An 18291-nucleotide genomic window follows, 5' to 3' on the forward strand; every position below is an offset into this window, starting at 1 on the left:
ATAACAGTTTTATTCATAAGCCAAAGGCTTCTTTCCACCAAGCTTGTGTTCACTGGCGGACAAATCAACGAAAAACGGAAAAGTTTAGTAAAATCATGAAGTTAAAACTCTTTACTAAACGTAAAAGCCTGAATAAAGAAGCCTATGGCTTTTGTTTTTCTTTTTCGTTTGGCTCACTTATCTGTAATGGAGCCCTTTAAAATCAGTAACTTAGACTATCGCATTCCCTGCACACAAGCCACAGGCTTCTGAATCCGACATTGACGGATAGCTATCGGACGAATACTGTATATAAAACCAGTTAACTTGAGTTCGCTATGGATAACATCAGGCAAAGGGTTCCTGCACGCCCCGTTCGCTTTCTAGATGCCCTCAGATTACATATGAGAAATGAGGGCCTGGCGTATACAACAGAGCGAACATACATCCAGTGGATTAAGCGATTCATTGTCTTTCATAAAAAGCGGCATCCCGATGAGATGGGCGTGCCAGAGGTCGAGCATTACCTAACTCACCTGTCAGAGGAGCGTGACTGCTCTGTGGGAACACAACGGATTGTGCTCAATGCTTTGGTTTATCTATATTCCCGTTTTTTGGACAAGCCGCTAGAAGGACTTTCATTCTCCCAGGCGAAACGGCCGCGACGATTGCCAGTGGTTTACAGTCGAGCTGAAATCGGGGCCATTCTTTCGCATCTGTCTGGACCCTCGCGTTTGCGTGTAGAGTTGCTCTATGGTGCAGGACTTCGCTCCGCAGAGTTGCTGTCACTTCGTGTGAAGGATATTGATTTCGGCAGTAATAATATTTATGTGCGTTCAGGCAAGGGCAACAAAGATCGAACCACGATCTTGCCACAGGGACTTATCCCCGACCTACGCCGGCAAATCGAACGCGTGCGAATTCTTCATGAGCAAGATATTGTAGATGGAATGGGGGAGGTCTTTCTGCCTGATGCACTTGCACGAAAGTCTCCAAATACAGCGAAGGAACTGGGCTGGCAGTACATATTTCCGGCTTCACGCGTCGGTCCCTGCCCTCGCACAGGTGTGGTTCGACGTCACCACCTGCACCCTACCGCGCTGACCAAGCAGATCCGGCAAGCGGTAAAAGCCGCGGGTATCCATAAGCCGGCACGCGCACATGCTTTTCGTCATAGCTTTGCGACGCACCTCTTGGAATCGGGCTACGATTTACGCACTATCCAAGAGCTGTTAGGGCATTCGGATATTAGCATCACAGAAATCTATACCCATGTGGTGAACAGGGGAAGCAAGGGGGTATTGAGCCCCATGGACAGCCTTAATCCAGGTAACGATGTGAGAGAGCCTTCGCCCCTGTACCTGATAGCCAGCTAACCATCCACTTTCAACATCACCGATTGTTACCGGAGAATCTGCAGCCATAAAAAAACCCCGCCGAAGCGGGGTTTTTTTGAGGTTTGGCTGGTAGGCCGGCTTACATCATGCCGCCCATGCCACCCATTCCGCCCATGCCACCCATGTCAGGTGCAGCCGGCTTGTCTTCCGGGATTTCTGCAACCATGGCTTCGGTGGTGATCATCAGGCCAGCGATGGAAGCTGCGGCCTGCAGTGCAGAGCGGGTTACCTTGGCCGGGTCCAGGATACCCATTTCCAGCATATCGCCATACACGCCGGTACCGGCGTTGTAGCCGAAGTTGCCTTCGCCCTGCTTCACCTTGTCTACGACTACGGAAGCTTCGTCACCAGCGTTGGTTACGATCTGACGCAGCGGCATTTCCATCGCACGCAGTGCAGCGGCAATACCGTGGTTCTGGTCTTCGTTGTCACCGGTTACGGAGATCGCCTGGGTAGCGCGAACCAGAGCGGTACCACCGCCAGGTACTACGCCCTCTTCCACTGCAGCGCGGGTAGCGTGCAGGGCGTCTTCAACGCGGGCTTTCTTCTCTTTCATTTCGACTTCGGTGGCAGCGCCAACCTTGATCACGGCAACACCGCCAGCCAGTTTGGCTACGCGCTCTTGCAGCTTCTCTTTGTCGTAATCGGAAGAAGATTCTTCGATCTGTGCACGGATCTGCTTAACACGGGCTTCAATGTCAGCAGCGTCGCCAGCGCCATCAACGATGACGGTGTTTTCTTTGGACAGGGTTACACGCTTGGCGGTACCCAGGTGCTCCAGAGTGGTGGCTTCCAGCTCCAGACCAACTTCTTCAGAAATCACGGTGCCACCGGTCAGGATCGCGATGTCCTGCAGCATGGCCTTACGACGGTCGCCGAAGCCCGGTGCTTTAACCGCAGCTACTTTTACGATACCGCGCATGCTGTTGACTACCAGAGTCGCCAGTGCTTCGCCTTCTACGTCTTCAGCGATGATCAGCAGCGGCTTGGAAGCCTTGGCTACCTGCTCCAGCAGGGGCAGCAGGTCGCGGATGTTGGAGATTTTCTTGTCAACCAGCAGGATGAACGGGCTGTCCAGCTCGGCAGTCATGTTTTCCTGATTGGTTACGAAGTACGGAGACAGGTAACCGCGGTCGAACTGCATGCCTTCTACAACGTCCAGTTCGTTTTCCAGAGACTGACCTTCTTCAACGGTGATCACGCCTTCTTTGCCCACCTTGTCCATCGCTTCCGCGATGATGGTGCCGACGTTTTCGTCGCTGTTGGCAGAGATGGTGCCTACCTGGGCAATGGACTTGCTGTCGGTGCACGGAGTGGCCAGACCTGCGATGTGATCAACTGCTGCAGCAACGGCTTTGTCGATACCACGCTTCAGGTCCATCGGGTTGAAGCCAGCGGCTACGGACTTGAGGCCTTCAGTTACGATGGCCTGGGCCAGTACGGTAGCGGTGGTGGTGCCGTCACCCGCGGTGTCGGAAGCCTTGGAGGCAACCTCTTTCACCATCTGGGCGCCCATGTTTTCGAACTTGTCTTTCAGCTCGATTTCTTTGGCTACGGATACACCGTCTTTGGTCACGGTCGGAGCGCCGAAAGCCTTGTCCAGAACCACGTTACGGCCTTTCGGGCCCAGGGTGGTTTTTACTGCGTCAGCCAGGATGTTTACGCCGTTCAGCATTTTCTGGCGAGCGTCGTCACCAAATTTTACGTCTTTTGCTGCCATGATCTTATTTCCTCAATTCTGCTCGTGGTTGCGTCTTGTCGGGAAAAGTACTGGGGCCTCAGCCTTCCAGTACGCCGTAGATGTCGCCTTCGCTCATGATGATCAGCTCTTCGCCGTCCACCTTGAGGGTGTTGCTGTCGGCATAACGGCCGAACACCACGGTGTCACCAACTTTTACGGACAGTGCGCGCACATCACCGTTATCCAGCAATTTGCCTTCGCCAACGGCAACCACTTCGCCCTGATTCGGCTTTTCTTTCGCTGCACCCGGCAGCACGATGCCACCAGCAGTTTTCTCTTCTTCTTCCTTACGGCGTACTACAACGCGATCGTGTAAAGGACGAATTTTCATGGATTGGCTCTCCAATGAGTCGTTTAGGTTGCAATTACAAGTGGCTCGGGCCCGCTCTGCGGGTCCTCCGCCTGCCCTGCCCGGGGTAACCGGGTCAGGAAAAACTTGGGGTGCAGCCTATCTGGGGGGGATACCGGGGAATTTCAACAGCGGCGGGAGAAAAAACTGTAGGAAATTTGGAGATTTGAAGAACTGGGCGGGGTTACCCGGCAAAGCCGATTAATATTTAGCCACCTTTGCCCGGTTTATTCTTGTCCTCACGCTCGTAATCACCTTCGATCACGTCGGGGGAATGCCCGTGTTGGGAGTGTCCCTGATTAGACGGTCCCTGGTCGGGTCTGTGGTAAGGCCCCGCTGAGTAGCCAGTTCCCCGCACCACCACAATGTGACCCAAGAGTTTTCCGATAATGAGCTGGCGCACGCCAGGGATCAGGCAGGCAAAGCCAACGGCATCGGTAATAAAGCCCGGGGTCAATAGCAGCGCACCGCCAACCGCCAGGAAAATACCCTCTGCCATCTCCCTTGCCGGCATCTCTCCGGCCTGCATCTTTTGCTGGGCGCGCATCACGGTGGAGATGCCCTGCCTTCTCAGCAGCGCCAGTCCGATCATTGCCGTCAGCAGTACCAGCGCGATGGTGGGCAAAGCACCTATCCACCCGCCCACACTGATAAGGACCCACATTTCGAGGATCGGCATGACGATAAAAAGTAGCAATAGAGGGCGCATAGGGGCGACTCCTGTGGCCCAGAAAGTTCCGGGCATGAAACAAGATCAGCGGGCCCGACAACGCGCCCTGTTGGCCGGTTTTCAGACAACAGTCGTCATTGTCCGGCAGGCTTACATGCGGGCGCCACCGTCGATTTCCAGTACCCGCCCGGTGAGATAGTCGTTTTCAATGATAAAGGAGACCGTACTGGCAATTTCGTCCGGTTCGCCGATCCGGCGCAGTGGAACCTGCTTCACCAAACCTTCAAGAATCTCTGGTCGCATCTGCGCCACCATCTCGGTACCGATAAATCCTGGTGCGATAGCGGCAACACGCACGCCGTAACGTGCCAGTTCACGCGCCCAGGTGACGGTCATGGTGGCCACACCGGCTTTTGAGGCGGAGTAGTTGGTCTGCCCCATGTTTCCAGCGCGAGATACGCTGGAGATATTGACGATCACGCCACCTTCTCCGCGTTCCGCCATGATTCCCGCCGCCGCACGGGTACACAGAAATACACCGGTCAGGTTGACGTCGATGACGGACTGCCACTGAGCCAGGGACATACGCTCTGCCACTTTGCCGTCTTTGACCTTCAACAGCATGCCATCGCGCATGATACCCGCGTTGTTCACCAGTACATCCAGGCCACCAAAATCCTTGGCGATCTCGGCAAATCCCTGATCTACCGCATCTTCGGTGGCGACGTCGATTACATAGCTACGCGCCTCAGCGCCTTGTGCACTGCACGCTGCAACGCTCTCGTCGAGCCGCTCCTGATTGACATCGATCAGTGCCAGACGTGCGCCGCGCCCGGCGAGATACTCGGCCATCGCGCGACCCAGCCCCTGGCCGGCGCCGGTAATGGCAATAATGCTGTTAGTAACCTGCATGGGAACCTCAAACTATTTATTCTACGAATGTCTTCGATCGACGCTTTCCCTCACCAGGAATAGCCTACGCCGACGGTCATTTTGGTATCTTCTTTCTCGCTATCCAGAGACGGCGTATTGTCGTACTGCCAGGCATATTTCACTTCCATCAGGATGCCTTTTACCAAGGGCGTACGCACACCGATTTCTGCGTTGCTCTGGTAATCCTCGCTGCGGTCCAGAGACTGCAGTAATTCCTGGTTGTAATACACTTCCGGGCCCATATCGAACTTGTAACGGAAGTCCCATGCAGCTCGTCCCGCTCCATAGCGCTTGCTGGGATCCGGGTTCAGGCTGGGATCGATATATTCTTCTTTCAGGCTACTCACACCGCCCTGGATCGACAGTGCGGATTTGTCCGTGTCAAAAAACAGATAACCGAGACCGAGACCGACCGTGGTGCTCAGGTCCAGGTTACGCGCCTCTTCATGCAGAAACGCACTGTTGCCCGCGGCGAACCACTTTTCGGCAAAGATCCAGCGGAGGTCGTAATTGAATCGATACTTTTCCAGATCGTCGACTTCTGTACTGTTCTGGTTCTGATACTGGGTGCCGACCAGATGGTGAAAGTCGCCGTTGCGGATATCAAAGTTAGCGTTGATATCCCAGTCTTCACGCTGACGGTTGCCCTCTTCGAATACACCGGAAGCTGCCACGTTTCCGCGGAAGATAATCGGGTTACCGACAAAGTTGATGTACGGCTCGGCGCGATCAATCGCCGGGAAGTCCATTACCCAGCCAGAGCCCTCATCACAGTAAAGCTCCCACTGTTCACGGCGGTGCCCTGCGAGCACACAAGGCTCGTCGCGACCGGCAATCTTCAGGTCTTTATCGGTCTCCAGAGAAAGGATTTTCTCCTTGGCTACGGTAATATCACCGAAGGTTTCAGACTTCCAAACCACATGGTCGCGCTCCACAACCACCAGTTCGCCGTAGATGCGATCGCCATTGGCGAGGCTGAGCACACCGGCACTGGCGTGAGATGCAAACCCCACGAGCGCCGCCGAAACCAGGCCGGAGAGCAGCCTGGGCAGAGCGCTTAAACGGGGTAGAATCTGGAAAGAAGTTCTGGGTACAGCAGAAAGCACGAAACAACCTTTTCGATAGCTTGGAGTTATGACTGAGAATTGACTAAGAAATCAATCAACACGATTAGTTCCGATCCAGGATCGAACAAATCAGGTAATAAAGATATAGGAAGTCATGATGCCACAAGTCGGATCTGCCTTGTACTCGCACAGGTGCCTTCAGGACGGGTAGTCACCTACGGCACCCTGGCGGAACTGGCCGGGTTTCCGCGCGCGGCGCGACTGGTGGGACAAACTCTGCGCAAGCTGCCGAGGGATACGCAGCTTCCCTGGCACCGGGTGATCAATGCGCAGGGGCGGATCTCCCTGCCCGGCCCCTCGGCACAGCGTCAGCTGGAGCGGTTACGCAATGAGGGAATTACGCCGGTAAAAGGGAAGATTGACCTCAAGCACTACGCCTGGCCAAAACCAGGCGAGCTATAGCCAACTGCGGAATCCGATTAAGAGAGCCGACGAGGAAAGGCGCGACATTCCCCAATCTGCCAACTCAAGTAACTGCCCCGGTCACCCGGGCGCAGCCTCCTTGGTCTCCGCGGCCTCCTGGTCCCGATTCCGGTACCAGATATAGATGGCCAGCAATACCGCCGGGATGCCGAGAATCGCCACCAGGATAAAGAAGGATTCATAGCCTTCCGCATCCACCACAATACCGGAAAACCCGCTGATGAATTTCCCCGGCAGGGTCATCAGGGAGCTAAACAATGCGTACTGGGTGGCGGTGTAGGATTGATTCACCAGACTGGAAAGAAAAGCGATAAACACCGAGTTGGATATTCCGGCGCTGATATTGTCCGCGCTGATAACAATCGCCAGCCAGGTTTTGTCCGGTCCCAGGGTTGCCAGGTGGGCGAACAGCAGGTTAGTCGCCGCGACCATTACCGCACCCAGTATCAATGGGCGCAGAATACCAAAACGCACCACCATTGCCCCGCCGAGGAAAGCCCCAATCATGGTACACACGAACCCGAACAGCTTGCCGATCTGCGCGATATCATCCTTACTGAACCCGAGATCCAGATAGAACGGATTCGCCATGACGCCCATGGCGATATCACTGACCCGGTAAATACCGATAAACAACAGCAGTACCAGGGCAAACTTGCCATTCCGCTCAAAGAAATCGATAAATGGACAGGCGACCGCGCGCACAAACCACTCGCTAATTTTGCCGTGCTTGCCGCTGCCGAGAACCCGATCGACCCACGCGTGCTGGAATTCCTCCCCCTGCGCCCGTACCTTTTGATGGTCGGGCTCTGACACCATGAGCGTGGTGAGAATACCCACCCCCATCAACGCCGCCATGGAAATATAAGCAATACTCCAACTGGCATATTCAGCGATAAACAGGGCGCCGGCACCCGCAATGAGCAATGCTACCCGGTATCCGAATACATACATCGCCGCCATCGCGCCCTGGTATTCCTTGTCCACGGCTTCAATCCGATAAGCGTCGATAACCACGTCCTGAGATGCAGAACAGAAAGCCACCAGTATGCCAAAGCCAAATACCGCGGGCAGCGCCAGCTGGGGATTGATCTGGCTCATGGAGAACAGGCCGAACGCGACGCCAATCTGCGACACAAGGATCCAGCTACGCCTTTTCCCCATCAGGTTGGTCAGGACGGGGATACGCAGGGAGTCGATAATCGGCGCCCAGATAAACTTGATGGAAAACGTGATACCAATCCAGGCGGTAAACCCGATAGTAGTGCGACTGATACCGTAATCCCGCAGCCAGGCGGTCAGGGTGGAGAAGACCAGCAGCAGCGGTAGCCCCGCAGATATCCCAAAGAAAAACATCGCAACCACTTTGGGCCGCGAGTAAACCTTGAGCGCTTCTCCCCAAGTCATTTTTTGCTTTTGCATGGGCAGGCTGTGCTTCCTTATTTTGCTTGCCTTAACGCCGCTCCCTGATGCACCAGGCGTCAGCGGCCAAATTTCACTTCCAGCTGGGCTTCCGCCAGCTTGTTGGCGTTAATGTGATAGGCCACCATCGCTGCCGGTGCATCCGAATCAAGCGGCAGCTGATCCACTTTGAGGGCGTACAGGCGGAACTGGTATCTATGGTCGCCATGCCCCTCCGGCGGGCAGGCACCACCATAACCTGGACTGCCAAAATCGGTGCGACTTTGTATCGCTTCGGGTATCAAGCCTGCCTTGGGATCACCGGCACCTTCCGGTATTGCATGCACGGATGCAGGGATATTGAAAACCACCCAGTGCCACCAGCCGCTGCCGGTCGGTGCGTCCGGATCGTACATGACCAGAGCATAACTGCGGGTACCCTCTGGAGCCCCCTGCCAGTGCAATTCCGGGGAAATATTCTCGCCACTGCAGCCAAAATCGTAGTACAACTGTGCTGGCGGCATGCGCTCTCCATCAGCGAGTGTGGAGGACGCCAGCTGCAGGGAATCCGCGCGCGCCACCTGGCCAGTGGACAGAGCAAGCGCCGCGACACACAGACGGATCAAAAGCGGTACGGAAATCCCCGTCACCCGAGTTGCCAACAGTGTAGCAGTCCGTTCCAGCCCGCCGCTGACCCGGGCCAACAGCGCTTCTCTACGAGCGTTGATCCACTCCATCCTCAATCCTCCTGTATTCCTCCCCGCGGGCACCGAATTCCACCGGCACCCCTCCTCCGGGTCCGGATTATTGACCGCTATCCGCGATCATTCCGGCCACCACAGAGATATCCATATTGCCGCCGGTGAGCACGATCACCGCCCGCTTGTTGCGAAAACGTGCCCGGTGTTCCAGAACTGTGGCCAGCCCCACCGCCGCCGAGGGTTCTACAAATTGTTTGGTGCGGTTCCACAGCAGGCCAAGCGCCTCGCGAATCGCCGGCTCGGATGCAGTAGCCACATCATTTACGTGGCGGCGAATCAGCGCAAAATTGCGCAAACCCAAAGTGGTGCGCAGGCCGTCCGCTATGGTGTCGGGCACCTGTTCAGTCACCCGCACGCCGCTGCGGAAAGAGCGCTGTGCATCATCCGCACCGCAGGGCTCCGCTCCCAATACCTTGATCTCGGGGGCTAGTGCCGATGCCGCAAGGCCAGTGCCTGCGAGCAAGCCGCCACCGCCCACCGGAGCAACGATCATGTCCGGGGTAAAGCCTTGTTCGCGGCACTGCCCAACGATTTCCTGTGCGACGGTCCCCTGCCCGGCAATAATCCGCGCGTCGTCAAATGGCGGAACCACATGCGCCCCGGTCTGCTCTACCAGCGCAGCGAGCGTAGATTCCCGCGCCGCCAGGGTCGCCTCACACAGAACGATCTCTGCACCATAGGCGGCAACCGCCGCTTTTTTTGCTTCGGGAGCATTTTCTGGCATGACTACCCGACAGGCGATTCCGCGCAATGCGGCCGCCCAAGCCAGCGCCGCACCATGATTGCCGGATGAATGGGTTGCCACCATCGCGGTATCCACAGGCAGTTGCAGTACGGCATTCGCCGCACCGCGCGCCTTGAAGGCGCCGACTTTCTGCAGGTGTTCGCACTTGAAAAACAACTCGGTACCGAGCAGCGCGTTGAGCCCGGACGAGCTCAACAGCGGTGTTCGATGGATGTGGCCCGCAATGCGTTCGGCCGCGGTGAATACATCAGCTGCGCTAGGCAGATCGATATTGTCTGGGATGACGTCTGACACGCACTCTCTCGCGCAAGTATTTGATTCGAAAGGATCAGTAGAAAGCTTAGTTGCTGAACAATCCGTACAGCGCCATCAATGTGATCCACATCAGCAGGGCTCGCGACAGCAGGGCCTGCATGCCCTCTATCTCCGCACCGCACAGGCGCTGCCCTTCGCTCACGGCCACACCGGCACTGCATTCACTGCTGTCGATGCCGCCGAGAGCGCCCTCAAGGTAGTACTCGAGCACATCCTCGGTGGCAGTCTGTTTACAGGTCAGGTGATCGCGCCATGCGCGGTAACAGCCGGCAAAGTTCCCCACGATCGCAAGCGTAAAGCCCATCGCCCGAACCGGCAGCCACTCGATCAGCCACAGCCAGCGCGCAGCGAGAAACCGATCTGCATCGGCCGCGGCGGTAAGTGATTCCTCTTGCGCCAGACCGTGCCTGGCCAGCCTCTCGCGCGCCAAATGACTGAGCCGGTACAGCATCGCTCCCGGAATCCCCAGCAGCAGGAACCAGAACAGCACGGCAAACAGTCGCTCAAAAGCGCGATAGGCTGCGGCCCTGAACACCAGCTGGTGGAGTTCCTGCGCATCGGACACCTGTTGCGCACGCTCCATGTCCGCCACATCCAGCAGCGGCTCTGCCGCCGCCCTGGCCGCCTCGAGGTCACCCTGGTACCAGGCACGCAGATACGCCGACAGCGCCTCGTTAAAATTTCCGCGGCCAAAGCTGTACAGAAGTACCGGCACACTGACCAGCAATACTCCCAGCCAGCCAAAGATCGATTCCGCCAGCGCCAGAAGCACAGCAGCACCCAGTACCGGAATCAACACCACCAGCCCGAAGCCGATGCCCTGCCTTTCCCGCACCAGACCACTGCGATAAACAAAATCCTGCCACCGGTAAAACCAACCATCACGGTGCAGCGGTCCACCCGAGCCCCATACCTGCACCAGGCCCAATGCCAAAAGCACAACCAAAAGCGCCATAGCGCCCCCACATGTTCAATTAGTTATGTAATGGCATTGTCGCATAGCGCGCCGAACAACGCCTTGGTAACCGGACTCAAGCTTCGCGGGTACGACCGCCCTGCTGGTCCAGCTTGTCAAAATACCGCTGCCAGTCGAACCCGGGCCCCGGATCCAGCTTCCTGCCCGGAGCAATATCCGAGTGCCCGGTTATCCGCGACTTATCAATCGCGGGATACGCTTCCATGATTGCCGCGGATACCTCTGCCAGGGATTCATACTGCGCAGCGGTGTAGGTATCGGTATCGAGCCCTTCAAGTTCGATACCGATAGAGAAATCGTTACAGTTGTCGCGCCCGCAAAATTCGGACTGCCCCGCGTGCCAGGCCCGCTCGTTGAGTGGTACATACTGGGTAACGCGACCATTGCGGTCGATCAAAAAATGAGCAGAAACCTGCAGGGTGGCGATTTCGGAAAAGTAGGGATGGGCATCCATGTCCAGATGCCCGAGGAAGAACTCATCGATGTAGGCACCGCCGTACTCGCCTGGCGGCAGGCTGATGCTGTGAATAACCAGAAGATCCACTTCCGCATTGTCGGGACGACTGTTGCAATGCGGACTGGGTACCCGGCGCACACCGGACAGCCACCCTGACTGGACCTGATATTTCACAAACAAGACTCCGCTGTAATTGAGCAGAGGGTTATTTTATGGAAGCAACGAAGTAACTGCCAATAGATGTGGCCAATTCTGAGGATTCAGGCGCTAATACGGCAAAGCGTGCAATATATATGCAAAAACCCGGGACAATCCCGGGTTTTTCACTCCAGTTTCCACAACCGCGCCAGCTGCCGGTTAGTAACATCAAACGCTGATGGCGATTTTGCTCTCTCCGCAGTGACCAACCACATACTGCAGAGCCCGCTCGAACAACGGTCCCTGTTCCAGCGGCAGCAATTCTTCGTTGCGCAGTGCATGGGCCAGCTCCAGGCGTGAGTAAACACCCACCTTGGTGCCGCGACGGTTCACGAACATAAACTGGTCCAGATCACTGATGATGGCCGCCAGGCGACAGCGCACCGGAAGCTTGTTCGTATCCCGCAGCAAGAACCAGCTGTCTTTCAGATGGTAAGTCTGTTGCCAGTGGTCGTCGTCCTGGGCGATGGGCTGCAACGGAACCGGCTTCGCGACGCTCGCCCGGGTAACCACCTGCTGGATTTCCTCCACTTGCGGAAGTGCCGGCTGGGTGGGCGGGAGATCGCGAGTTTCGTCGACGAAAGGCTCGGCAGCGGCATCGCTGACATCATCCGTTTGCGCCGCAGCCACCGCTTCGGTCTCCGGGATGGACAGCACACTGTCGGCCTCGCGCCGCAATTCCTGTACCAGACGCTCGCGGGTACGGCGTTCGCGCTCGGACTCAACCCTTTCACCGAGTTTTTGACGCTCGCTGTACAGCACATCCAGACCGCCAATAAGCCGCTGGCGATCACCGGCGCTCAGGGAAAGGGACTGAGCCCCTTCTTCCAGGCGCTTTTTGAGGTCCGGTAACAAGCGGCGCATTTTGACGCTGCTTTCCGGCATTGGGGCGACAACACTCCAGATGAGGTCCCGCGCAGTGAGCACATGCTGGCGCCACAAACCACTGTCTGTGCCGTCCTTGAGGCAGGTACGGAACAGCACGCTACTCCAGACCCGGTTCAACCACTGATATACGATCTTGGGCAGATTGCGCTCCGCAGTCAGCGTATCAAACACCGCGGCAACCCGCGCCTTGGCTGCTTCCACACGCGCGGCGCCCTGGGCCTCGTCGATGGTGCGACGCTCCATCACCGCAGCGCGTTTGCGCTCCCGTGCAGAGTATTCCCTGAATGACTCCAGCAGACGCAAAAAGACCTGTTCATCCCGGTCGTACTCCGCCAACACATCCTCAACAATAGAGGAGACCTCACGGTACAGCGGGTCTTCTTCGTAGTGCTCCGGGGGTTGCCAGCCAATTGCCGCATCTGCCATTTCATTCAACAGACGTCTTGCAGGATGGCCGCCCTTGCTGAAGAAAGCCTTGTCGGCGACGGCGAGCTTGAGCATCGGCAGCTGCAGACGAATCAGCAGAGCTTTGATGGGCTCCGCCAGATTGCGGTCCTCCAGCATGAAGGAAAACAGCATATCCACCAGACGGATAACTTCGCTATCCAGTTCATGCAGGGAGGCGCTCTGCTTGGCAGCCACCAATTGCTGCTCGAGCAATTGCGTCACATTGATCAGCTGTCCAGGACCAGCCGAGTACTCTGGCAGCGCCATCTGGAACTGCCCGAGATGCTGCAACAGCGTAGGGGTCGCCATTGGCGCAGCACCGGAACCCACGGGCGCGAGCCCTGGGCCGGTGATGCCAGCGCCACCACTGCCCCACTCACCGCCAGCCCACTGGCCGCCGCTGGGCGGCGCAACCTGGCCAAATCCGGCAGCAGAGGAAGCCCCGGGCACGCCACCGCCGGCAAACTGCATACTGCCCGCCTGTCCCGCAGGCGCAGCCGGAATACCGGCAGCGGAGTGAGGATCCTGCGTCGGCGCAGCACCTTGGGAGGCGGGACCGGAGGCAGGAGAAGGGACTGGAGCCTGGGCTCCCGCACGGTTCTGCTGACGGCGCAGCGGATCCTCGATTGTGGGAAGTACCCCCTGCTCGATCAACAGGCGATTACAGGCGTCGTACAGCTCGCCCAGGTGATTAACCAGGTTCAGCTCAAACTTTTTGAGCACGGTCATGCGTGCACGCAGGCACAGCTCAACATCATCAAGCGCATCGGCAAAGGCGACACACACTGCCGAGGGCCCAAGCGGGAGGCTCTCGTCGTAAACTTTTCCGGGAAGCAGGGTATCCATACGCAGAGACAAGGCCGCGATGGATTCGGCGTGGTCGCGTTTGACGTTGGAAACCATACTGCGGATGGCGACCTGCTTTTCAAGCTCGTCGTCATTGACCAATGAGAGATTTTTCAGGGAGGCGCCAGAATCCAGCCCGACCTCATCTTCCAGACGATCATTACACGGGGAGTGAAACCGCTCTTCAATGCCGTCACAGAAGCCGTCGATCAGGTCGCCGAGCCCTACCCGCAGATTGCGAATCGCCTGGAACAGTTTGTCCTGCTCGTCCTGCAGATGGGCCTTTTCCGCCATGGCAAACAGGGAGTCGTCGACCTGGGCGAACACATCGTCAGATTTCGCCTGTAGCCACTGAATGGCCTTTTGCTTTAAGGAAGTCACTGTTTTCGAGAGTTTCTCTCGGGAGCCCGCGCGCGCACTGCCACGCGGCTTGCTCACGCGCTGGCCGTTACCCTGGGCACCGCCGGTTATGACAAACAATTCGTTATTATTTCGATCCATATCGTCCATGCTCACCTCTGTTGCCCTCCTGGCATCGGCTCAGAGAATAGAGATTGCGAAGGTCACTCCATACATCGCGCGAACCCTGTAACGAATCACTTCGGGGAATACGCGGCACATGTGAAGCCGGCATTCCCGAACGCAATACAGTTTACGGTTACATCAGTCAGAATGAGGGGCGCGCGACAGTAACTCGGGCACCGCCCGGATAGACCGCTCAGAAAAAGTGGAACTAGTACTCAATATCCCGCAAAGAGAAGTGACACGCAAGTGCCCAAAAGGACCAATTTTCGCGATTTTCTTTATATAAAGAAGGAATTTAATGGTAAGTCAGGAGAGCATCAGGGAGGGATTAGAAGCGGAGAAACAACAGGCAGGCTTTGCCGCCAATCGCCTCTCCGAAAGGCAACGATATTACATTGTCATTACATGATTCTGGCGACTTGCGCGATCGGAGACGCGCTCACCCACTACCGAGTAAATGGGACCTGCGCTTCTTAGCTCATTTCTCCACGCGACTTACGCACGGTACCGATTACCGACTGCAGGGCGCGCTCAAACAGCATGCCGTCATCCAGCGGCATCAGTTGCGCATTGCGCAAGGCGTGCGCCAATTCGATACGGGTAAACTCGGCGACTTTGGCACCGTTGCGATTGACGAAAATAAACTGGTCGATGTCTTTAATCACCGCGGCAAGACGGCAGCGGAACTGCTCCTCACCCTCTCGTTTCAGCTCAAACCAGCTCCCTTGCGCCAGTCGGAACGTCTGTTGCCAGTGAGAGTCGTTCTCTGGCAGGGCGTCCACATCGCCTCTCGGCTCGGATACAAGCTCTGCTTCCGCCACTGCCTGTTCCAGCTCTTCCATTTGTGGCAACTCAGCAACCGTCGCTTCCTGCTCATTGATGGACGGAGTACCCATCTCCTCTTCAGAGCTAGTAGCCTCTACCGTGGCAGAGGTCGCTTCAACCTCTTGCGTACGGCGAGCCTCTTCCAGCACCTCATCGCGCGCTATACGGCTGCGCTCTTCAGCAATGGACTGGGCCAGCGCAAAACGCTCCCGGTACACCTGCTTGAGGTCGGTAAACATGCGTCGCGCGTCAAACGAGTTGAGGGATACCGCTTCGACACCCGCCTTCAATCGCTCCTGCAGAGCGGGCAATAGACCCAGCAACTGCTTGCGGCTATCGGGCATGGGCGCATGCACGCTCCAAACCAGATCCCTCGCGGTGCGCACATCGCGACTCCAGCTTTCGCTGTCAGTGCCCTCTTTGATACAGGTGAGGAACAGCATGTTGGACCAGACCTTTTCCAGCCATTCCACCACCACCGGCGGCAGATCGCGCTCGGCCATCAATGCGTCCATGACCGCAGCCACGCGTGCCCTGGCCGCCTGGGATTTCGCCTTGCCATCGGCCTCGTCGACGATTCGCCGCTCCAGCTTCTCGGCCCGCTTGCGCTCGCGCAGGATGAACTGCTGGAAGGAGTCCAACAGCTCGGAAAATATATTGATGTCCTGGTCAAACTCAGCGAGGACACGCGCCACCACTTCGCCAACCTTCTTGAACAGCGGATCGGATTCGTAGTTATCCTTCGCCTGCCACCCGGTTGTGGCGTCAGCGAGTTCGTTCAGCAGTTTGCGCGCGGGGTGCCCGCCTTTGCTGAAGAAGGACCTGTCTGCGATGGCCACTTTCAGCAACGGCAATTGCAGGCGCCCAAGCTGGGTCTTGATTGGTTCCGCGAGGTTGCGATCCTCGATAATAAAAGAGAACAGCATTTCAACCAGCTTGATGATGTCGCTGTCCATCTTCGCCAGCGACGCAGACTGACGTGCATCCACGAGACGCTGCTGCAAGAGGTTGTTGACGTTAAGCAGCTGAATACCGCTCTCGTCGTAGCTTTCTGGCAGGTGGCCCTGCAAGGCACCCAGGTGCGAAAGCAGGTCCTGAGCCCCCATCGGGGCAACGCCGGAGTTTAGCGGCAGCAATCCGTGGCTGCCTGCGGAAGCAGCCGATGGCGAATAGCTGCCCGCATCGGCGTAGCCGGTATCTCGCGCAGCAGTTTGTCCCGCTGCTGGTCGCGTGCCCGGCTGGCGCTGAGCCGCGCGCTGCTGACGCGCAGCACGCCGCTGCTGTTTCAGTGAGGGCAATACACCGTGTTCGACAAATACGTCATTGCACTGCTCGTACAGCTGTCCGAGCTGCTCCATTACCAGCTGTTCGAACTTTTTCAGCAGCGTCAGGCGCGCCCGAACATGCAGTTCCAGCGGACGGCAGGCCTCGACAAAGGCATCACAGATTGCATCGGGACCAATCGGATTATTTTTATCGTAGACCTTCACGGACAGAAGGGTATTCAGGCGCAGGGAAATTTCGGTCAGCGGCTCGGCAAAATCCCGCTTGGCACTGGCAACCATGGTGTCCACTGCCACCAGTTGCTCCAGGTCATCGTTGTGTACCAGTGACAGGTTATCTGCAGAATAGGGGTCGTCCGAATCGTCTGCAGATACTTCGCGAACCTGGAATGACTCCGCTATATTTTCGACAAAGCGCTCCACCACCCTGCGGCGTTCGACCCGCAACAAGCGCAGAGCCTGAAACAACCCATCCTGCTCGTCCTGCCCGTGGGCTTTCTCAGCCATGGCAAACAGGGAATCGTCCACCTTGGCAAATACGCGCTTGGACTGTTCTGTGAGCAGCGCCTGGGCTTTTTCCTTCACTGCGGTCACCGGTGCCGGTAGCTTGGGAGTACGCTTCATTCCCCGCTCCCGATAAACACCCTGCATGGATACCACATTGTTGGAGTCTTTCATTGCCATATAGCCTCGGCCGGCGGACCTCGATCACAGGACTGCCGGGTGATGCAACCACAGGGAGCTCTGGGAAGCGCCCTGCGAACCTGGTTTATTCGTGTTACTGCGCTCCCGCTAAACGGGCGTCCCTTCTGTCGCGGGACAGTGGATACGCAGTGACCTATTCTGGTCGACAGTAGATTCTACGGACACGCAAACCAATAGCACAACCGTATCGTGATTGGCGCAGATCGTTTTGCGACGATCATCACAGCGCCACATCCAATCACCGCCAACCAGACAACTCGGTACCGGCTCCACACCTCCTCAGGCCGATCCTGCGCCAGGTACACTCGCACCCTGATACAGGTTACCGACTGGGGATTGCCACATCCTTACTGACAGCAAGCTACATTTTGCTAGTATTCGCAACCCAGCAATACCGCTCCAATTCCGGATGTCATCCCACCACCGAGGTTCCATCATGACACCAGCGACTGTCGCCATCCCCAACCTGCAGCAGGATATCGAGCGCTCCGTCCGCGACGCGCTGGCGGAGGACATTGGCGATGGTGATATCACCGCCCAGCTGATACCGGCGGAACGCCAGGCCAGGGCCCGCGTGATCACCCGTGAGGACTGCGTGTTCTGCGGGAAAGCCTGGGTGGATGAGGTATTTCGCCAGCTTGACCCGGCGCTTCGGGTGACATGGCACGTGCAGGATGGTGATCGGGTTACCGCCGACAGCACACTGTTTGAGCTGGATGGCAACGCGCGCACCATTCTTACCGGTGAACGCTGTGCGCTCAATTTCGTGCAGACCCTGTCCGGTACCGCAACGACCGCAGCCGCCTATGCGGCCCTGGCGGAAGGTTCCGACATCAAAGTTCTCGATACCCGCAAAACCATTCCCGGCCTGCGCAGCGCGCAGAAATATGCGGTACTCTGCGGCGGCTGTGAAAATCACCGTATCGGCCTCTACGATGCTTTCCTGATCAAGGAAAACCATATTGCGGCGGCCGGCGGCATCGCCAGCGCGGTGACCCAGGCGCACCAGATCAAGCCCGGCGCGCTGGTGGAAATCGAAGTGGAAAGTATCGATGAGCTTAAACAGGCCCTGGATGCCGGCGCTGACGTGATTATGCTGGACGAATTTACCGATGCGATGACGGCAGAAGCGCTGAACCTGGCCCAGGGGCGCGCCAAGATCGAAATTTCCGGCAGCGTCAATGAGGAGCGCCTCAAGCAACTCTCCGGACTGGCGGTGGATTATATTTCCAGCGGCAGCCTGACCAAGCACCTGCGCGCTGTGGACCTGTCATTGCGCCTGCTTTCAGAGTAGAACTGC

Annotated in this window: 16 protein-coding genes; 4 read left to right on the forward strand and 12 right to left on the reverse strand. The window is 57.2% G+C overall.

Annotated features, from left to right (window positions below; translation table 11 throughout):
• Both B4U49_RS19285 and B4U49_RS14235 read left to right on the forward strand, forming a co-directional pair.
• On the forward strand, nt 1-200 hold a 200-nt coding region (locus B4U49_RS19285), incomplete at its 5' end, for a hypothetical protein (RefSeq protein WP_204903052.1).
• Between the two features lie 117 nt (nt 201-317).
• Complete coding sequence (locus tag B4U49_RS14235; RefSeq protein WP_078085277.1) at nt 318-1355, forward strand: integron integrase; 1038 nt, start codon at nt 318-320, stop codon at nt 1353-1355.
• Nucleotides 1356-1455: 100 nt separating this feature from the next.
• On the opposite strand, the gene groL is transcribed toward B4U49_RS14235, so the two are convergent.
• The 5 genes from groL to B4U49_RS14260 form a co-directional block, all read right to left on the reverse strand.
• The gene (groL, locus tag B4U49_RS14240) at nt 1456-3096 is read right to left on the reverse strand and encodes a chaperonin GroEL (RefSeq protein WP_078085278.1); all 1641 of its coding nucleotides are present in this window, start codon (nt 3094-3096) and stop codon (nt 1456-1458) included.
• A 58-nt stretch (nt 3097-3154) separates the two neighbouring features.
• Nucleotides 3155-3448: a co-chaperone GroES gene (locus tag B4U49_RS14245; protein ID WP_078085279.1), complete on the reverse strand. Its 294-nt coding sequence runs from the start codon at nt 3446-3448 to the stop codon at nt 3155-3157.
• A 226-nt stretch (nt 3449-3674) separates the two neighbouring features.
• On the reverse strand, nt 3675-4175 hold the full coding sequence (locus tag B4U49_RS14250; protein WP_078085280.1) for an FxsA family protein: 501 nt from the start codon (nt 4173-4175) through the stop codon (nt 3675-3677).
• Nucleotides 4176-4286: 111 nt separating this feature from the next.
• Nucleotides 4287-5048 carry an SDR family oxidoreductase gene (locus B4U49_RS14255; RefSeq protein WP_078085281.1) on the reverse strand — a complete coding sequence of 254 codons (762 nt, stop codon included), beginning with the start codon at nt 5046-5048 and terminating at the stop codon, nt 4287-4289.
• A gap of 50 nt (nt 5049-5098) precedes the next feature.
• The gene (locus B4U49_RS14260; RefSeq protein WP_239692643.1) at nt 5099-6082 is read right to left on the reverse strand and encodes a DUF481 domain-containing protein; all 984 of its coding nucleotides are present in this window, start codon (nt 6080-6082) and stop codon (nt 5099-5101) included.
• A gap of 225 nt (nt 6083-6307) precedes the next feature.
• Here B4U49_RS14260 and B4U49_RS14265 point away from each other — a divergent pair, with 225 nt between their 5' ends.
• Nucleotides 6308-6598, forward strand: coding sequence for an MGMT family protein (locus B4U49_RS14265; protein ID WP_338036835.1), 291 nt, complete (start codon nt 6308-6310; stop codon nt 6596-6598).
• A gap of 81 nt (nt 6599-6679) precedes the next feature.
• Here the strand turns inward: B4U49_RS14265 and B4U49_RS14270 are convergent, their stop codons facing one another.
• The 7 genes from B4U49_RS14270 to B4U49_RS14300 form a co-directional block, all read right to left on the reverse strand.
• Nucleotides 6680-8041 carry an AmpG family muropeptide MFS transporter gene (locus tag B4U49_RS14270; protein WP_078085283.1) on the reverse strand — a complete coding sequence of 454 codons (1362 nt, stop codon included), beginning with the start codon at nt 8039-8041 and terminating at the stop codon, nt 6680-6682.
• 59 nt (nt 8042-8100) lie between these two features.
• Nucleotides 8101-8757, reverse strand: a complete 657-nt coding sequence (locus B4U49_RS14275; protein WP_078085284.1) for a YbhB/YbcL family Raf kinase inhibitor-like protein — start codon at nt 8755-8757, stop codon at nt 8101-8103.
• 67 nt (nt 8758-8824) lie between these two features.
• The gene (locus tag B4U49_RS14280) at nt 8825-9820 is read right to left on the reverse strand and encodes a threonine ammonia-lyase (protein WP_204903053.1); all 996 of its coding nucleotides are present in this window, start codon (nt 9818-9820) and stop codon (nt 8825-8827) included.
• Between the two features lie 46 nt (nt 9821-9866).
• On the reverse strand, nt 9867-10796 hold the full coding sequence (ampE, locus tag B4U49_RS14285; protein ID WP_078085285.1) for a regulatory signaling modulator protein AmpE: 930 nt from the start codon (nt 10794-10796) through the stop codon (nt 9867-9869).
• Between the two features lie 76 nt (nt 10797-10872).
• The gene (gene ampD / locus B4U49_RS14290; RefSeq protein WP_078085286.1) at nt 10873-11448 is read right to left on the reverse strand and encodes a 1,6-anhydro-N-acetylmuramyl-L-alanine amidase AmpD; all 576 of its coding nucleotides are present in this window, start codon (nt 11446-11448) and stop codon (nt 10873-10875) included.
• A 192-nt stretch (nt 11449-11640) separates the two neighbouring features.
• Entirely contained in the window at nt 11641-14163 is a 2523-nt protein-coding gene (locus B4U49_RS14295) for a DUF1631 domain-containing protein (RefSeq protein WP_078085287.1), read from the reverse strand.
• A 488-nt stretch (nt 14164-14651) separates the two neighbouring features.
• Nucleotides 14652-16964, reverse strand: coding sequence for a DUF1631 domain-containing protein (locus B4U49_RS14300; protein WP_078085312.1), 2313 nt, complete (start codon nt 16962-16964; stop codon nt 14652-14654).
• Nucleotides 16965-17427: 463 nt separating this feature from the next.
• On the opposite strand from B4U49_RS14300, the gene nadC reads away from it, so the two are divergent.
• On the forward strand, nt 17428-18285 hold the full coding sequence (gene nadC, locus B4U49_RS14305) for a carboxylating nicotinate-nucleotide diphosphorylase (protein ID WP_143735677.1): 858 nt from the start codon (nt 17428-17430) through the stop codon (nt 18283-18285).
• Nucleotides 18286-18291: the final 6 nt, after the last annotated feature.

The organism is Microbulbifer mangrovi, assembly GCF_002009015.1.
Classification (GTDB): domain Bacteria; phylum Pseudomonadota; class Gammaproteobacteria; order Pseudomonadales; family Cellvibrionaceae; genus Microbulbifer; species Microbulbifer mangrovi.

Bases quoted from the DNA above. Each gene is read 5' to 3' on its own strand.
- groL (WP_078085278.1), bottom strand. From the start codon at position 3,096: ATGGCAGCAAAAGACGTAAAATTTGGTGACGACGCTCGCCAGAAAATG.
- B4U49_RS14235 (WP_078085277.1), top strand. From the start codon at position 318: ATGGATAACATCAGGCAAAGGGTTCCTGCACGCCCCGTTCGCTTTCTA.
- B4U49_RS14255 (WP_078085281.1), bottom strand. From the start codon at position 5,048: ATGCAGGTTACTAACAGCATTATTGCCATTACCGGCGCCGGCCAGGGG.
- B4U49_RS14250 (WP_078085280.1), bottom strand. From the start codon at position 4,175: ATGCGCCCTCTATTGCTACTTTTTATCGTCATGCCGATCCTCGAAATG.
- B4U49_RS14245 (WP_078085279.1), bottom strand. From the start codon at position 3,448: ATGAAAATTCGTCCTTTACACGATCGCGTTGTAGTACGCCGTAAGGAA.
- B4U49_RS14275 (WP_078085284.1), bottom strand. From the start codon at position 8,757: ATGGAGTGGATCAACGCTCGTAGAGAAGCGCTGTTGGCCCGGGTCAGC.
- B4U49_RS14270 (WP_078085283.1), bottom strand. From the start codon at position 8,041: ATGCAAAAGCAAAAAATGACTTGGGGAGAAGCGCTCAAGGTTTACTCG.
- B4U49_RS14300 (WP_078085312.1), bottom strand. From the start codon at position 16,964: ATGAAAGACTCCAACAATGTGGTATCCATGCAGGGTGTTTATCGGGAG.
- ampE (WP_078085285.1), bottom strand. From the start codon at position 10,796: ATGGCGCTTTTGGTTGTGCTTTTGGCATTGGGCCTGGTGCAGGTATGG.
- B4U49_RS14295 (WP_078085287.1), bottom strand. From the start codon at position 14,163: ATGGACGATATGGATCGAAATAATAACGAATTGTTTGTCATAACCGGC.
- nadC (WP_143735677.1), top strand. From the start codon at position 17,428: ATGACACCAGCGACTGTCGCCATCCCCAACCTGCAGCAGGATATCGAG.